The organism is Streptomyces brevispora, from assembly GCF_007829885.1.
GTDB lineage: Bacteria > Actinomycetota > Actinomycetes > Streptomycetales > Streptomycetaceae > Streptomyces > Streptomyces brevispora.
In genome coordinates, this window is the sequence record NZ_VIWW01000003.1 from 1 (window position 1) to 15,902 (window position 15,902).

General features: G+C 67.7%; 13 protein-coding genes and 5 pseudogenes. 7 read left to right on the forward strand and 11 right to left on the reverse strand.

Features of this window, described 5'->3' with window-relative positions:
• Window positions 1-2,262: hypothetical protein (locus FHX80_RS35015; protein WP_167523813.1), on the forward strand; the 2,262-nt coding region annotated here is incomplete at its 5' end.
• A gap of 437 nt (window positions 2,263-2,699) precedes the next feature.
• Here FHX80_RS35015 and istB read toward each other — a convergent pair.
• Window positions 2,700-3,473 (reverse strand): IS21-like element helper ATPase IstB, encoded by a 774-nt coding sequence (gene istB, locus FHX80_RS33010; RefSeq protein WP_145768175.1) that lies wholly within the window; start codon window positions 3,471-3,473, stop codon window positions 2,700-2,702.
• Window positions 3,474-3,522: 49 nt separating this feature from the next.
• Between istB and FHX80_RS33015 the strand changes: the two genes are divergently transcribed.
• From FHX80_RS33015 to FHX80_RS33030, 4 genes and pseudogenes are all read left to right on the forward strand, one after another.
• Complete coding sequence (locus FHX80_RS33015) at window positions 3,523-3,813, forward strand: hypothetical protein (RefSeq protein ID WP_145768176.1); 291 nt, start codon at window positions 3,523-3,525, stop codon at window positions 3,811-3,813.
• Window positions 3,814-3,931: 118 nt separating this feature from the next.
• Window positions 3,932-4,120 (forward strand): annotated as a pseudogene (locus FHX80_RS36230) (tyrosine-type recombinase/integrase); the annotation flags it as partial.
• A gap of 122 nt (window positions 4,121-4,242) precedes the next feature.
• Window positions 4,243-4,407, forward strand: a pseudogene (locus FHX80_RS33025) (pirin family protein); the annotation flags it as partial.
• 454 nt (window positions 4,408-4,861) lie between these two features.
• Window positions 4,862-5,812, forward strand: coding sequence for a lactate/malate family dehydrogenase (locus FHX80_RS33030; RefSeq protein WP_145768178.1), 951 nt, complete (start codon window positions 4,862-4,864; stop codon window positions 5,810-5,812).
• On the opposite strand, the gene FHX80_RS33035 is transcribed toward FHX80_RS33030, so the two are convergent.
• The 3 genes and pseudogenes from FHX80_RS33035 to FHX80_RS33045 form a co-directional block, all read right to left on the reverse strand.
• Window positions 5,740-6,378, reverse strand: a complete 639-nt coding sequence (locus FHX80_RS33035; RefSeq protein WP_244318756.1) for a CE1759 family FMN reductase — start codon at window positions 6,376-6,378, stop codon at window positions 5,740-5,742. The genes FHX80_RS33030 and FHX80_RS33035 overlap by 73 nt on opposite strands.
• Before the next feature lies 1 nt (window position 6,379).
• Window positions 6,380-6,535, reverse strand: a pseudogene (locus tag FHX80_RS35305) (LLM class flavin-dependent oxidoreductase); the annotation flags it as partial.
• A gap of 154 nt (window positions 6,536-6,689) precedes the next feature.
• A complete protein-coding gene (locus tag FHX80_RS33045; RefSeq protein ID WP_145768179.1) occupies window positions 6,690-7,364 on the reverse strand; it encodes an HAD family hydrolase in 675 nt (224 codons plus the stop codon).
• Between the two features lie 424 nt (window positions 7,365-7,788).
• Between FHX80_RS33045 and FHX80_RS33050 the strand changes: the two genes are divergently transcribed.
• The gene (locus FHX80_RS33050; protein WP_167523814.1) at window positions 7,789-8,718 is read left to right on the forward strand and encodes an aldose 1-epimerase family protein; all 930 of its coding nucleotides are present in this window, start codon (window positions 7,789-7,791) and stop codon (window positions 8,716-8,718) included.
• Complete coding sequence (locus FHX80_RS33055; protein WP_145768181.1) at window positions 8,715-9,761, forward strand: glucose 1-dehydrogenase; 1,047 nt, start codon at window positions 8,715-8,717, stop codon at window positions 9,759-9,761. The genes FHX80_RS33050 and FHX80_RS33055 overlap by 4 nt, the downstream gene beginning before the upstream one ends.
• On the opposite strand, the gene FHX80_RS33060 is transcribed toward FHX80_RS33055, so the two are convergent.
• From FHX80_RS33060 to FHX80_RS33095, 7 genes and pseudogenes are all read right to left on the reverse strand, one after another.
• Window positions 9,762-10,823 (reverse strand): FUSC family protein, encoded by a 1,062-nt coding sequence (locus tag FHX80_RS33060; RefSeq protein WP_167523815.1) that lies wholly within the window; start codon window positions 10,821-10,823, stop codon window positions 9,762-9,764. It abuts the gene before it with no gap.
• A gap of 134 nt (window positions 10,824-10,957) precedes the next feature.
• Window positions 10,958-11,458: pseudogene (locus FHX80_RS33065) on the reverse strand (MFS transporter); the annotation flags it as partial.
• 1 nt (window position 11,459) lies between these two features.
• Complete coding sequence (locus tag FHX80_RS33070) at window positions 11,460-12,152, reverse strand: SDR family NAD(P)-dependent oxidoreductase (protein WP_145768183.1); 693 nt, start codon at window positions 12,150-12,152, stop codon at window positions 11,460-11,462.
• A gap of 127 nt (window positions 12,153-12,279) precedes the next feature.
• A complete protein-coding gene (locus FHX80_RS33075; RefSeq protein ID WP_145768184.1) occupies window positions 12,280-12,603 on the reverse strand; it encodes a putative quinol monooxygenase in 324 nt (107 codons plus the stop codon).
• 55 nt (window positions 12,604-12,658) lie between these two features.
• Window positions 12,659-13,483, reverse strand: coding sequence for an alpha/beta fold hydrolase (locus tag FHX80_RS33080; protein ID WP_145768185.1), 825 nt, complete (start codon window positions 13,481-13,483; stop codon window positions 12,659-12,661).
• Between the two features lie 160 nt (window positions 13,484-13,643).
• On the reverse strand, window positions 13,644-13,973 hold the full coding sequence (locus FHX80_RS33085) for a response regulator transcription factor (RefSeq protein WP_326589760.1): 330 nt from the start codon (window positions 13,971-13,973) through the stop codon (window positions 13,644-13,646).
• 556 nt (window positions 13,974-14,529) lie between these two features.
• A pseudogene (locus FHX80_RS33095) lies at window positions 14,530-15,548 on the reverse strand (IS4 family transposase); the annotation flags it as partial.
• Between the last annotated feature and the right edge of the window lie 354 nt (window positions 15,549-15,902).

Genomic DNA, 15,902 nt, shown 5'->3' on the forward strand with positions numbered 1-15,902 from the left:
TTATTCCAGCCGAAAACGTCGCATCGGCTGCAGGAGCTCCTGGAGTGGCTCGTCGAGCCGATGAAGGAGCCGGGTTCGCCTCCGGCCGCCAGGGTCGCCGCGCTGTTGGCCTGTATCCACTGGGCTCGCTGGCAGCACAGCCGGAGTGGTGACGGCGGCGTGGAGCTGGATCGGGCGATCCTGGTCAGCCATCTGCTGCGCGACGGCCAGGGAGCGCCGGGCCCGCTCCGGCCGTTGGTGAGACTCGGGCAGCGTGCGATGCAGAGCGAACCACCGGATCTCCTGCTGCTTCAGGACTACGCCGGACTGCTCGTCAGTCTTGCAGAACGCCACGGATGTGAAGGCGCTCTGGGGGAGGGGCTGCGCCGGCTCACCCAGGTTCTGGAACAGCTCTCCGAGGACGATCCGAAGTGGCCCTCGGTCGCGGCCAATCTCTGTGCCGCGGCGCTTGTCGAGTGCGAGGTGACAGGAACATCCCCGCACATCGACCGCGCCCTGGACGTAACTCGGAAGGCGCTGGGAGGGTTCGACCTACCCAGCGGGGACCTCGCTCGGGTCCTGAACCAGTTCGGCCGCCTCCTCGTAACCCGCCACTTCGAGCATCCTCGCCTCGCGGACCTGGATGAGGCGATCGAGATCCAGACGCGGGCGAGCGAACTCGAAGGCGTGCCCGTGACCATCGTCAGGAGAGTTCTCACGGACTTGGGCCATGCCTGGTACCTGCGTCATCTGCAGAGCGGGCGACGCGACGATCTCGACCGGGTGATCAACGTGCTGAGCGCCGTGGTGCCCGACCGGGGAGAGCTGGGGACGGAGTTTCAGCCGATCGCCGAAGTGCTCGCATCCGCCCTGGGCGACCGAGGCAGCATCAGGGATTCCGTGCGTGATCCGCAGCGTGCCGTGGCACTCCGCCGCCGTCTAACCGTGGAGCTGGGGAGGTCACACGACCACCTCGAACTCGCCCGGATGCAGGAACTGCTGTACGAACGCACGGGGCGGAGCGAGCTGCTCGACGAGTCGGTGCACCACTATGAGAAGGCCAAGGCCCTGGCCGAAGCCGACGGGATCTCGTCCTCCGCGGCACTCGCCGGCCTGGCCTGGTCGCTCCACCTTCGCTTCGAGCGATCCGGTGACGTCGCGGACCGAGACGGTGCGATCGCAGCGGGGCGTCTATCGGTGGCGTCGACGCCGCAAGGCGACGGCGCTCTCGGACGTCGACTGGCTATCTTCGCCGCAGCTCTGACGGCGCGGGCCACGTCGACGGGAAGCACACCGGACCTGAACGACGGCCTGGCCGTCATCGAGCGGGCGCTTGCCCTGCAGGACGAGTCGGACAGCGATCGAGCCATTCAGCTCTTCAACAAGTCGGCCCTGATGGGAGCCCGTTACGCCACGGGTAAGGATCCCGAGGACATTCGCCGACAGATCACTCTCTGTCACGAAGCCCTGGACCTGCTCCCCGACGGGCACCCGAAGAAGGGGGTATACCGGGCGAATCTGGTTGGCGCGTATCTCGAGCTTCATCGTTCCACGGACGACACTTCGGCTTTGGAGTTCGCGCTGACTGCCGGAGACCTCGCACTGTCCGAGATCCCCGCCGACCACCCACGCCGCGGCGGCGTCCTGTCCAACCATGCGGTCGCACTGACCCGGAGTGCCGAGGAGGAGTACGACGAAGCCAAGCTCCGCAAAGCCGTGCGGCTCAGCACTGAGGCTTTGGGACTGCTTCCCGAGGGTCCACCGCCGGACGCCCGTCTTCTGGTGAACCGGGGCTCGGCGCTGTATCTATGCGGGCGGCCCGAGGACCGGGTGCTTGCCTTGCAGGACTGGAGATCAGCGGCGCTCAGCGATGCGGCGCCGCCGGACGTCCGGATGGCCGCAGCAACCGGATGGGGCAGACGGAGCGGCGAACTCGGTCGTTGGGACGAGGCGGTGAGGGCCTACACTCTGGCCGTCGATCTGCTGACGTCTGTGGCTGGTCTGCACCTCGAACGAGAAGACCAGGAGCACCAGCTGACCAACTGGTCCCATGTCACCTCCGACGCCGCGGCAACCGCGCTCGAGGCCGGTGATCCGGAGAAGGCTCTGGAACTCCTGGAGGCCGGCCGCTGCGTCCAGTGGAACCACCAGCTGCGGAACGCCGGGGAACTGGCCTTGTTGGCGGACAAACGCCCCGACCTCGCCGCAAAGGCGGAACGTGTGACGGCCGCGCTCGGAGTCATGTGGTTCGGCACACGAGAATCCGAAGACTGGAGATCGTGAAGGGTGTCCGTCCCGCAGGCGCAGGGGCAACCGTGCACGGGGAACCGATCGATGCCCCTGCGGGGGCGATGCGCTGACGGATGCCTCGGTTGCGAAGCCAGCGCCGCAGGCGCTCGTAGTCGTAGCTATTGTCGGCGTGCAGATTCTCCGGTTGGCGGCGGAACAACGGCTTTGTCATCGGTGCTCTCTTCTGTCTCTTGGGGGCCGGTTACGGGCGTCGCCTGACGTCAGACGACATGGTCAAGGGAACCGTCCGGCCTGCCGGACGGCGTACACCTGCCGTGGGACCTTCGAGTGGGCTGCATCGGGACTGTGACGCCCTGCCCTGGATTGGTGTCAACGGTCATTGAGATGCCCAGGTAGGTGGCCGTTGGAGGCCCAGGCTGGTGGCCATCAGAAACTCAGGCGTGTGGCCGGTGGTGTTCCCGGGGTGGGGGTCAGTTCAAGGGGACCACTCCCTTCCCGGCGAGGGCCTCGGCGAGGCGGTGCGAGTCACCGGTGGTGGTCACGAGGTGAGCGTGATGCATGAGGCGATCGGTGCTCGCGCCCGCGAGAGTCTTCGGCATGATCGTGTCGAAGCCCGAGGGATGAATGTTGCTGGTGACCGCGATGGAACGGCGCTCATAGGCAGCATCGATGATCCGGTAGAACGCCTCGGCGGCGTCCTCGCCGACGGGCAGCAGGCCGATGTCGTCAATGACAATCAAATCGGCCCGGCAGATCCGGGCGACGGTCCGTGCGGTGGACCCGTCGACCTTCGACTTCCCGATCGCGGCGCTCAACGTCTCCAGGGTGAACCAGGACACCCGCATGTCCTTCTCGATCGCGGCTTGGGCCAGGCCCTCGGTGAAGTGGCTCTTGCCCGTCCCCGACGGGCCGGCGATCACCAAGTTCTCGGCGCGGCCGATCCATTCCAGGGTGGTCAGGGAGTTCTGGGTGGGCTCAGGGATGGTGGAGTCCTCGGCCCGCCAGGAGCCCAGGGTCTTGCCGGTGGGGAAGTTCGCCGAGTGGCGGCGAAGACGCCGGGTGGCCGCGTCGCGGCCGGTGAACTCCTCGGCTATCAGCAGCCGCAGGACCTCGGCGGGATCCCACCGCTGGGCTCGGGCGGTGGCCAGGACGTCCGGGGCCGCTTTGCGCATGTAGGGCAGGCGCATACGGTGCATGAGCTTGTCGAGCTCCTCGGGCAGCGCCGGGGCCTGGGGAAACGTCATAGTCGTTAATTCCTTCGTGGGTCGGGGCGGACGCCGATAGGTTCGGCGGATGATCAATATGTCGGTGCGGGGCGACCGCGGGAACGTCGTGGCCCGAGCCCAGGGTGGTGTGGAGTGGACCGCTGCATTCGCGGATCTGGACCCGGGGGAGTTTCCGATGCTCTGGGCCCTGGACCCGTATGGCGACGCCGTCTTCAACCACCGGCAGGTGCCGCTACTGCTGGCGGAACTCGACCGGCTCCCGGCCGCTTGCGGCGGTGACTGGGTTGGGCAGGCCCGCGAGTTGTGCCAGGTCGTCCAGCAGCGAGTGCACCGGTATCTGCGGTTCGTCGGGGATTGACCCCCGGTCAGTCGGCCGTCAACTCCGCAGGAACGGTTCGCAGTTGGCCGAGGGCCTGCCAGCCGGCGGTTCCGTTCTGGACGGAGTGGGCTTCGTCCGCGCGGACGACCTCGCCGGCGGGTTGGTCATATACGGGTTCCGTCACTTCTTCGCCTCGAACTGCCTGTCCAACCGCATCCCGATCACCGACGTGGCTGAGTGGATGGGGCACACGAGTATCGACGTCACGTTCAATATCTACCGTCACCTCATGCCCGGCTCGATTGGCAAGGCGGCCAAGCTTCTAGACGTGGGTATGACCAGCTGAGGCGTGGCGGGGCGCTGCCGCACCGAGACTTCAGCGAACCATCCTGGCGCGATGTTGACCTTTTGCTGACCCCTCGAGGACTCAGACGCGTCTGACCTGCGAAATTGCCGAAGTTGTGTGAGATGTGGTGGAACTTCATCGGGCGGTCTCACGAGGAAATCGAGGAGGCCCGGCAGGCGTGGGCGGAGGGCTCCCGCTTCGGTGAGGTTCACGGCTACGACGGCGACCGGCTGTCTGCTCCCGCACTGCCGCCGGTGGCGCTGAAACCGCGGGGACGGGTGCGCTGAACTGGAGTGATGTGTTCTCCGGCGCTCCCTGTCGCGTGCGCTCGCCGCGTCCCCCCGCCAGCACGACGGGGGGACGCAGCTGTGCCTCCCGTAGGTCGGTTCCTAGGGCGGTCGGCACTCGCCCGCCCGGCCCCGGCGACCGCAGGACCGAGCTGCGTCCGTCGGAACGGTAGCGAGGGGCCGCGTGGACTGGGTCCTGGCCTTATGTGCGGGCAGCCAGGACGCAGGTCATCAAAGCGCAGTGGCGGGTATCGAACTCCCGCCCTAGGCTTGATCGGGAAGCGCGCGCTCGACACGGCTGACCCGCGTGGCCGTGCCCGGGCGGCAAGGGTCGGGTGCGGGCTGTCCTCTACCACGCATCCCCGTTCCTGACCGGCGAGGTCTCGCCGCACCTGTTCGCCGTGTCCCCGGAGGTTGGCGCGCCCACGCCCGGCCGCCCTCCTAAGGAGCAGATATGAAGGTCGCAGTGGTAGGGGTCGGCGCGGTCGGGTCGGCAACCGCTCTGTCCCTGGTCGAACGTGGTGGAAGTTGCCGGGAGATCGTGCTGGTCGACCGCGACACCGCCCGCGCCGACGGCGTCGCCAGCGATCTGCGCTATGCGGCGCCGCTGTCCCCCACGGTCGACGTGCGTTCCGGAGGCTACGAAGACCTGGCCGGCACTGCGATCGTCGTGATCACTGCCGGTGTCAACGAGAAGGCCGGCGGCGCCACCGACCGGTCCGACCCCAAGGGGCGCCTGCGACTACTGGAGACCAACGCCAAGGTTTTCGCCGACATCGTTCCGCAGGTGGTCGCGGTCGCACCCGAGGCGGTGCTGATGGTCGTCACCGATCCACCAGACCCGCTGGCCGACCTCACTCGGCATCTGGCCGGACATGCCCGGGTGTTCTCGACCGGGACCGTGATCGACAGCCTGCGCTTCCGTGTCCAGTTGGCCGACCGCCTGAGGGTCCGGCCGCGTGACGTGCAGGCCCTGGTCGTGGGCGAACACGGCACCTCCGAGGTGCTGTTGTGGTCCTCGGCGACCGTCGGCGGCATCCCCGTCGCCGACCTGCTGGGCCAGGACGGGCGCTCCGTCGAGGACATCCGCAGGGAGGTCGAACGCGACATCCGCTATGCGAACATCACCATCATTGAGGGCACCGGCGCGAGCCAGTACGGCATCGGCGCTGTCTCCGCCCGCCTCGTCGAGGCTGTCCTGCGTGATGAACGCGCGGTGCTGCCCGTCGCCGCCTATTCTTCCCGGCACAAGGTCACGCTGTCCCTGTCGAGCGTTCTCGGCGCCGGCGGCGTACAGCAGATGCACGAGCCCGCCATGACTCCCGCAGAGCATCAGGCCCTGGCCGAGAGTGTCAAGGTGCTGCGCGCAGCCGCTGAGCGGGCCATTTCCATCGGGACGACCTGAGCGGCAAAGCGCAGATCCGCCGGATGCTCGGATCCCACCGGATGCGCCGCCCAACAGTTGCTGCATGAAGGCGAGGTCTTCGTCGACCAGGTCGCGTCGTGCCCGCGGGCCGCACGCACGCAGCAGACGGACGAAGTCGGCTGCAGCGGTGGCGATACGTTCTCCCAAGGCAGAGCCCCCTGGGAACCGAAATCGCTGGTTGCGGCGTAGACGGCCCGCGGGGAGACGATCGCGTGCAGATAGGAGAACATGGGGCGCAGCGCGTGCTCAAGGACCAGGGAATGCCTCTCGGTTCCGCCGGTCGCTCCGATGAGCACCGGCATGTCAGAAAGGGACTGTTCCGGCAACACGTCGAAGAAAGACTTGAACAGTCCGCTGAACGAGGCGTTGAAGGCGGGCGTGACCGCGATGATCCCATCAGCGCGTACGACCGATTGGAATGCGGATTCCAGTGCATCTGTGGTGAACCCGGTCAGCATCGCGTCCATAATGGGGTGACCCAAGGGACGGAGCTCCACGAACGACGCGTCGGCCTGGTCGCCGAGGTGTTCGAGTTCGCTGGTCACAGCTGTGGTGCTCGCCTGTGGCGAAGACGTCCAGGCCCGCTTCCTCGGCCTTGCGCGCGATGGCGACAGTGGCCCGGATACGCTCCGCCTCGGTGGGCGTGCTCCCCGTAGTGGGGTCAGTGGTTACGTCACCGACTGTGAAGATGCCGAACTGCATCGCGGACGCTTCGGACGAGCCCATGTCGAACTCCCTCGGACGCGCAGCCTGGGCCGTCCCCCACATTTTTCCACGCTCGCGCCCACCCCGCAGAACGCGCCGTTCGAACGAGGTTCTCGCCGAAGGTGACCTCCGTGTTGCCTCATCGCGCGGGTCACAGCCCGGGGAACGACTCCTCCAGTGACTCCAGCACATAGTCGGCATTCGCGGCGCGAAGTTGCTGCGCGGTGTAGTGACCGCTGGCGACTCCAATGGCGGTGGCGTCCGCCGCGTGCGCGGCCTCGATGTCACGTGGAGTGTCTCCCACGACGTACACCTCGATTTTAGCGAGGGCGCGGCCATGAAGTCTCCCGGCCTTCGCGACGGCCAGGCGCGTCACCTTTTCCCGGTCGGGGGAGTCCGATCCGTAGGCGCCGAAGACGAAGTAGCGGCCCAGCTTGCCCGGTTCCATTTTGAGTCTCGCCGCGCCTTCCATGGCACCGGACACCACGCCCAGGATGGCACCCGCTCGTCCGAGCCGGCGCAAGGTTGCCTCGGCACCGTCCAGGACTCGATAGGTCTCAGAGGACCAGATTTCCTGGGACAGGTGCCACAGGTAGGCGCTGTAGAGCCGCATCATCTCTTCGTGACTGGGGTCACGACCCAGCACCGCCCGGAACGTTTCTCGTCCCACCTGCGGGTCGGTCTCGCCCGCCGACGTGTGCTTTCCGATGTCTGCGGGTACGCCGTGCAGTTGATCGAACGCCCAGGCCCAACTGCGTGTTCCCGCACCTCCGGTGTGGACCAGAGTTTCGTCGATGTCGAAGAGGACAGCGAGGGGTCCTGTCATATCCGTTCCTCTGGGCGCGAGGTGGTTAATGGTGTCAGGTTCTGAGTCTGAGCGGCAGCACGGTAGGCACTCGCACGATGTGATCCCGGTATTCCTCCATGAACACTTGGAGGAATACCCCACGATTTGTTGTTCGCCCACGCGTACGCCGGACGCTGAGCTGCAGACGTTTCCTTACTGCAGGGAACCACGACGACGAGCGTGGGGCGCTTCGAGGGGATCCGATTGGAGGAGCCGTGCACGGCTGCCAGCTGGGGCCAACGTCACGGCAAGCGGGCTACATGGATGCGGCGGAGGATAGGGAGCAGGGAGTGCTCGGCGCACGATGAACCGAAGTCGGCGAAGGCCGGTCCAGGCCCGATGGTGGCAGCGCATCGCCGGAAGCGGTGAGCCAGACGGCACCCAGACGATACGGAGAGCGAACGTGGCAGCTCCGTCCGGAAACCAGTACGAGATTCGTCATGGCGAGCAGCTCGCCGTGATCGCGGAGGTCGGCGCGGGCCTGCAGTCGTACCTCGTGGGGGAACGCCGGATCCTCGACGGATACGGGCCGGAGGAGAGGTGCACGGGCGCTCGCGGCCATTCCATGATTCCCTGGCCCAACCGTATCCGCGGGGGCAAGTACACCTGGGCTGGCAAGGAGTTCCAGCTCGACCTCAGTGAACCGGAGAAGCTGGGTGCCATCCATGGTCTGACCCGGTGGGCGCCGTGGAGGTACCTGGAGGGCAGCGCCCACTCAGCGGCGTTCGGGTACGTACTCCACGCCTGCCCGGGACGGGACTGGGTGCTGGACTGCCGTCTTCAGTACACCCTGGGTGCGGATGGGCTCACGGTGTGTACGACGGTGACCAACCGGAGTGGGACGGCTTGCCCTTACGCCACCGGGGCGCACCCCTATCTGAGCGTGTCGACGCCGAGGATCGACACCGCAGCCTGTCGGGTGCCCGGTGCTGTGTACCTACCGGTGGGCGGCGCCGGCATTCCCACAGGTCGGCGCCTGGTCGACGGCACGCCTTATGACCTGCGGGAACCGCAATCGCTCGGTGACCGGCACATCGACGTGGCGTATACGCAGCTGCGGCGCGATGTCGATGGCAGGGCCCGGGTCCGGCCCGTTCACGGTGAGGGACCGGCCGTCACCCTCTGGGTCGGTGACGCCTATCCCTATGTGGAGATCTTCACCGGCGACACGCTCCCCGAAGCGGACAGGCGGCGTACCGGTCTGGGTGTGGAGCCGATGACCTGTGCGCCGGACGCGTTCAACTCCCGGGAGGGGCTGATCACCCTGGAGCCGGGGCGGACGCACCAGGCGCGGTGGGGCATCGATCCCGAATGTGAGGAGGGCATGACATGAAGGCGATCACCGTTGTTCCGGGCGATCCCGGCCAAGTGGCGGTCAGCGACGTCAGCGAACCCGACCCAGCGCAGGGGGCACTGCTCGTGGAAGGGCGGCTGCTCGGCATCTGCGGGACCGACGTCGACATCGTGGAGGGCGGCTACGGTTCGCCGCCACCGGGCCAGGATCGCCTGGTGATCGGGCATGAGTCACTCGGTGAGGTGATGGAGGCCCCCGCGGGAAGCGGCTTCGCATCGGGCGACCTGGTCGTGGGCATCGTGCGGCGTCCCGATCCTTTGCCGTGCCCGCCGTGCTCGCACGGTGAGTGGGACTTTTGCCGCAACGGCCGGTACACCGAGCGGGGGATCAAGGAGCGAGACGGGTTCGGATCCCAGCGGTGGCGGATTGAACCGGAGTACGCAGTCCGGCTCGATCCGCAGCTCGGCGACTGCGGGGTCCTGCTGGAACCTGCCTCGGTGCTGGCCAAGGCATGGGAGCAGACGGACCGCATCTTCAGCCGGGCCTCATGGCGGCCCCGGGTGGCGCTGGTGACCGGAGCCGGGCCGATCGGCCTGTTCGCCGCCCTGCTGGCGGTGCAGCGGGGCCTGCAAACCCATGTGCTGGATCTCAGTGACCGCGGTCCGAAGGCCCAGCTGGTCGCCGACCTGGGCGCCACTTTCCACACCGGTGACGTCAGGGACGTCGGCGTGGTGCCAGACGTGGTCATCGAATGCACCGGTGCCGGACCGCTGGTCTTCGCGCTGACGAAGATCGTGGCGCCCGATGCCGTCATCTGCCTCACCGGTATCTCCTCCGGCCAACGTACGGCAGAAGTCGGCCTGGATGAGGTGAACAAGGAACTGGTGCTGGAGAACACGGTGGTGTTCGGTTCGGTCAACGCGAACCGTCGTCACTACCAGCAGGCCGCCGATGCCCTGGCGAAGGCCGATCGGAGCTGGCTTGACCGGGTCATCACCCGGAGGGTGCCGATGAGCCGGTTCTCCGATGGTCTGCACAAGGGCGACGATGACGTCAAGGTCGTCGTGGACCTGCGATCCTGATCACCGCCCGGGGCGGCGGCGTCTTCGACGAAGGCGGGTCAGGGGGGTCGAGGGCGGGGCGCGGACTTGCAGGTCGGGTGACTGTTCTGGGGCTGTCCGGGCCTGTCGCGCGACTTCCACGGCCGTGGCCGGGTCGACGCCGGCGAAGGCAATGAGGTCGGTGGCTGTCATGTGCACGGCCATATGAAGCGCGATCGGGCGAGGGTCCTTCGTGGTGTCCGACGCCTGGAGGCGGCGTATCAGGTCGAGGGCGCGCTGGGCCGCCCTTTGCCGGGTGTCGTGATCCTCCGGCGCACTGGCGAGTGTCTCCAGGATGTCGGCGAGTTCCCGCACGGCCGGGGCCGGCTTGGCCAGTTGCCGGCTGTCGCCGACGCGGTGGGCGGTGGCGATGCGCGCGAGCATCAGGCAGCTCATGCCCAGCAGGTCGAGCCGTCCCGCGTCGTGGCACTCCCGCAGGACGGTTGAGCCGCGCCCCCACCAAAGGGGTGAGTGACGTGCGATTGCGCTGCTTCGGAGGCGTGCGTGCGCGAGGTCGGACAGCGTGTCGCGGGTGGTGGGCAGGCGCTGGGCCACCGAGTCGTTGAGTGTTTGATCGTTGCGCTCAAGTGCTTCAGCGGTGTGGCGCACGAGGTCGGTGAGGTCCGTCAGAGCCGCCGCCTCCGCATGGCGCAGCAGCATCACGGGCTCGGCCGGAAAGACCAGCTGGCTGAAGAGCAGTGCCACGCCTGCTCCGATCAGCGCGTCGGTCAGGCGTTGCGGCCCCGCTCCGCCTCCCACGGTCACCGCGAGGATGGCGCTGACAGCGGCCTGGGCGATCACGATGCGTTCGCCGCCCAGCGCGAGGGCAACCAGCATGGCCGCGAAGGTGGCTGCCGTCAGCGCCCCGTAGCCGTGGTGCAGCATGGGCACTGCCGCGTCCGCGGCGAGGATGCCCACGACGACCCCGAGGAGCAGTCGCACCGCGTTGACTCCTCGTTCGCCGCGTGCGGCGTTGAGTGCGACGACGGCCGCGATCGGTGCGAAGAACGGCAGCCGGTGGTCCACGAGATGCCTGGCTGTCAACCAGGCCGTGCTCGCCGCGGCGGTCTGCTGAACGATCGGCCATATACCTGACGTGACCCGCCCCCATGCGCCGGAGGCGACGTGCAGCAGCGCGCGTCGCCACCGTGCCACGCGCCCGCGACGCCGACGCCACATCACCCCGGATTCGTTCCCTGGGGCTGCCTGTTGAACCGGGCCTGCAGTGCGGCGTCGACCTGAGTGAAGTCATGGTCGCGGGTCTCGGGGACGTAGCGGGCCACGAACCACAGCCCGAGGGCGCACACCGCGGCGAAGATCCAGAAGGTTTCGCCCTGGCCGATCGAGTTCACCACCGGGAGGAACACGAGGCTGACCACGAAGTTGGAGGCCCAGTTCACGGTGGTGGACACGCTGGAGCCGGCGGCGCGCGCGGAGGGCGGGAAGAGCTCACCGATCAGCACCCAGAAGACCGGGCCCAGCCCCACGGCGAAGGCAGCGATGTACACCACCATGAACAGCAGCGACAGCAGCGCGTTCATGCCGAGGACGAAGGACAGTCCCAGCAGGACGAGCATCACCAGCATGCCGGCCAGCGAGCCGAGCAGCAGCTTGCGTCGCCCTGCACGGTCGATCAGCCGGATCGCGACGATGGTCATCAGCAGGTTGATCACGCCGATCTCACCAGGGGAGTGTGCCGGCGCGGTCGGTCACCGTGCCGGTGGGCGTGTCGGGCCCCAGGGTGGCGATACGCACCGCCGCCTCCGCGCCCTCCTCGACGCTCTGCCCGATGTGGCCGGTGAACTCGGTTGCGGTCTGGCCGGGGTCCACCGCGTTGAAGCGGACGTCGGGGCTCGTCCTGGCGTACTGCATGGTCAGCATGGTGACCGCGCTCTTCGACGAGCCGTAGGCGGCGAGCGGATACTGCGACTCGACCCGCTCCGGGTCGTGGGTCAGCGTGAACGAGCCGATGCCGCTGGTGACGTTGACGACGGACGGGGCGGTCGCTTTCCGCAGCAGGGGCAGGAACGCGTGCGTGACGCGCACCAGGCCGAAGACGTTGGTTTCGTAGACGTGGCGGATCTGGTCGGCCGTCATGTCCTCGGGTGCGGTCACTTCGCCGAGGATGCCGGCGTTGTTGACGAGAATGTCCAGGTGGCCGGCCCGTGCGCGCAGCGTCTCGACCGCCGCGTCGACCGACGCGTCGTCGGTCACGTCCAGCTGGACGAAGCCGGCGCCGAGCCGGTCGGCGGTCTTGCGTCCGTTCCCGGCGTCCCGGGCTCCGATCCAGACCGTCTGGCCCGCCTGGACGAGTCGGCGCGCGATCTCGTGGCCGAGGCCCCTGTTGCCGCCGGTGATCAATGTGGTGGTCACGTCGTGTCTCTCCTGTGCGTGTCGTCGGAGCGGGTGCTCCCGCAAAAGCGGTTACCGGGAGCACCCGTTGCGGGATCGGTTCGCGGTGGTGCGGCCCGCCGGCGTCGATGCCGGCGGGTGTCCGGCGCTAGTGGGTGGGACGGAACGGGCGCAGCAGGCGGATGCCGTCCTCGATGGATCCGTCGATCAGTTCGAGCATCTGCGGGACGAGCTCCTGCATCCGGGGCGCGGCGAGGTGGGCGTCGAGGTGGGCGCGGGTCTCCCAGCGTTCGTAGATGACGAATTCGCCGGGCCTGCCCTCGACTTCGTGGGCCTCGTAGTCGATGTTGCCGGGGTCGTTGCGCGAGGGGGTGACGGCGGCGGTGATGAACGCCTTGAGGTCGGCCTCCCTGCCCGCCTTCGCCTTCGCGTCCCACACGACGGTCACGTAGCCGGCGGGTGTTGCGGTCATGGTGATTCCTGTTCTGTTCCGTGCTGACGGGCTGTGTGTCGGTACCGGGCCGGTGTCAGCTCTCGATGAAGTCGAGGAGGTCGGCGTTGACGGTGTCGGCGTTCACGGTGCACATGCCGTGCGACAGCCCCGGGTAGACCTTCAGGCGCGCGTTCTTGACCAACGTGACCGCAATCTCGGCGGAGTTGGCGATCGGGACGATCTGGTCGTCGTCGCCGTGCATGATGAGCGTGGGCACGTCGATCGCCCGGAGGTCGTCGGTGAAGTCGGTCTCCGAGAACGCCTTGATCCCCTCGTAGTGCGCCTGCGCGCTGCCGGTCATTCCCTGGCGCCACCAGTTCTGGATGACGCCCTGGGAGATGTCCGCGCCCGGGCGGTTGAACCCGTAGAACGGCCCGGAGGCCAGGTCGAGGTAGAACTGGGAGCGGTTGGTGGCCACGGCCTCGCGGAAGCCGTCGAAGACCTCGACCGGCAGCCCTCCCGGGTTCGATTCGGTCTGGGCCATGAGCGGCGGGACCGCTCCGATGAGGACGGCCTTGGCGACCCGCCCGGCACCGTGCCTGGCGACGTACCGGGCGACCTCTCCGCCACCGGTGGAGTGGCCGACGTGGACGACGTCGCGCAGGCCGAGGTGCGCCACCACGGCGGCGGCGTCCGCCGCGTAGTGGTCCATGTCGTGCCCGTGGCCGACCTGGGCGGAGCGCCCGTGCCCGCGGCGGTCGTGGGCGATGACACGGTAGCCCCGCTGGACGAGGAACAGCAGCTGGGCGTCCCAGTCGTCCGAGCTCAGCGGCCAGCCGTGGTGGAACATGACCGGCCGGCCCGAGCCCCAGTCCTTGTAGAAGATTTCGGTTCCGTCGCTGGCGGTGACGAACGGCATGGTCTGCTCCTCGTGGTCTCGCCCGGGTACCGGGCGGTTTCGATGTCTCCACGAGAATGGATCGGCCACCGTACCGACAGCCTCCGTCAGCTGACTGACATCCGGCCAACGGCTCGCTTACGTCAGTACCGGGGCAGTGCTGGGACCCGGCCGGTAGCTCTCACAGCCGGGTGGCCGAAGGCTCGGGAGGCAGCGCCTCCAGTGCGTCGCGGAGCTCGGCCCGCGATGTGATCCCCAGCTTCGGGAACACATGGTAGAGATGCGACGACACGGTCCGCGGCGAAAGGAACAGACGCGACGCGATCTGCGGGTTCGACAGCCCCGTCGCCGCCAGCCTGGCGACCTCCAGCTCCTGCGGGGTGAGGGCCTCACCGGCCTTGCCCCGGCCGGTCCGCGTCATGCCGGTGGCGCGGAGCTCCGCAGCGGCCCGGGCCTCCCACGAACGGGCCCCGAGCTCCTCGAAGCAGCCGCGGGCGGCGGCCAGCTGCACCCGGGCCTCGCGGTTGAGCCCCTGACGACGCAGCCTCTCGCCGTACGCCAGGGTGAGTCAGTGCGTTGTGGCAAACCGGATCTCGTTCGAGGTGTGCGGCGCGGGTGGCCATCTGAACGGAGGTACGGGTGTGGCCGCGGGCATGAAAGAACGGGCCCCTTGGTAGTGACGCGGTTACGACACCCAGCACGACCAAGGAAGCCCGTTGCCCGATCAGTTGAGCAGCATCTCTATGCCTGCGTCCACCACGGTCACCCCTGGGTGTGACTGCTACGTGCACCGGTTCGGTTCGATCGCTCCGGGGCGGCGGGCGCGATGCTATCCGAGTGACATGACGGATGCGGAGTGGGCCGAGGTCCGCTCCGCGATGCCGGTGCCGGCCTGGCTCCTCAAGCAGGGCGGGCGCCCCGAGGCGTACTGCCACCGGGCGATGCTGGACGCGATCGGCTGTCTCGTGGACAACGGCCAATGCCGTTGCTTGAGGGGTGCAAGTAGTTCCTCTCCCGGGCACGGTGACTGCCGGGGTGCTGGTTCGTTGACCGGACATGCATCCGTGGATGCCCGCCGCGTCTTGGGAGCGCAGTACCAGGCCGTGTTGCAACGTGTGACGGAGCGAGTAGAAGGCCGACTCGATCTCCCATCGCTCGTGATAGAGCTCCACCAACTCGGCTGCGGGGTATCGGCGGTGGTCGGTGAGCGTGGTTGCCAGTCGGTAATGACCATCCAGACGCAGTCCTTTGGCGGTCGTCACCGCGATGTGCGCGTCGATGATCCTCAGCCGAGTCCCGTTGATCCTGGTCAGGAACGATCCGTCCGGAAGCAGCGCCCAGCGGGCGGGTGTCCTGGTTCCTTTGAGCCGTACCAGCAGCTGTGCGCCGGTGGCCGCGGCCTTCGCGAGGAAGTCGTCGGAGTCGAAGCCCCGGTCGTTCAGCAGCAGCATGCCGTCGTCCAGCAGCGGCAGCAATTGCTCGGCGTAGCCGGTCTCCTTCTCCGGCGTCGGCCCGAAGACAGCGCCGAGCAGGGCCCGGTTCCCGGTCTCGCACAGTGCCATGATCTTCAGCATCGGATATCCGTCCGTGCCATAGCGGTGCTTGTGCTTGCCCAGCCAGGCGCAGACTCGCGGCCGTCTGGCGCCTTGGTGGAGCTGCAGCCGTCGAATGCGACCGTACGCCAGCATCGGTAGCGCACCCCGGGCGTGATCGGCTGCGCTACGGGGCCCGCCAACGTTTCGAACAGCGACTGGAACGGCGCGACGCCCAGCCGTCGGCGGACTTCCCGCAGTGCCTTCTTCGAAGGGCTCCGTGAGAGAAGCTCGTGAAGCCCAGAAGTGAGCTTGTCCCACACGCGCACGTACCCCAACTGCGGGAAGAGCAGCAGGGCCAGCACGAAGTACACCCCCACTCTCGACGGCAGCAGGCGCAGCCTCCGCTGTGCGCCGCCGGTGCGTTCCAGCACGTCATCGACGAGTTCGAAAGGCAAGTGCCGGGTCAGCTCGCCGAGATGTCCTGGAGTAAAGACACCGTCGGCGACAGTGATGGACGACGTGAGCGTGACGGTGGAACACTGAACGGGCAACGGGGCTCCTTCAAGCAGGAAGACCTTGGTCGGCTTCCTCGCTCTATCAGGTGCCCCGTTGCTGTGACCTGCGATTCCCCTGAAATCCCCGATCCGCTTGACAGCGGCGGATCGTCCCTAACTCCGCGGTCTTGGAGTACTTCCTGGGGGCAGCCATGGCTGATGTTCCCTCTCATGAGACCCATCTGACCCTTTGTCACCATCTTCCGCATCTCGGGGGAACCTCAAGCCCTTCGGCGGATTCATCCGTGAACAGCGGCTGATGGAAGACGACGACTACTGGGTAGACCTCGACGGGTTCACCCCCTGACAGAACCCCACACAGGGAAGGCCCCCACGGGAACATCCGTGGGG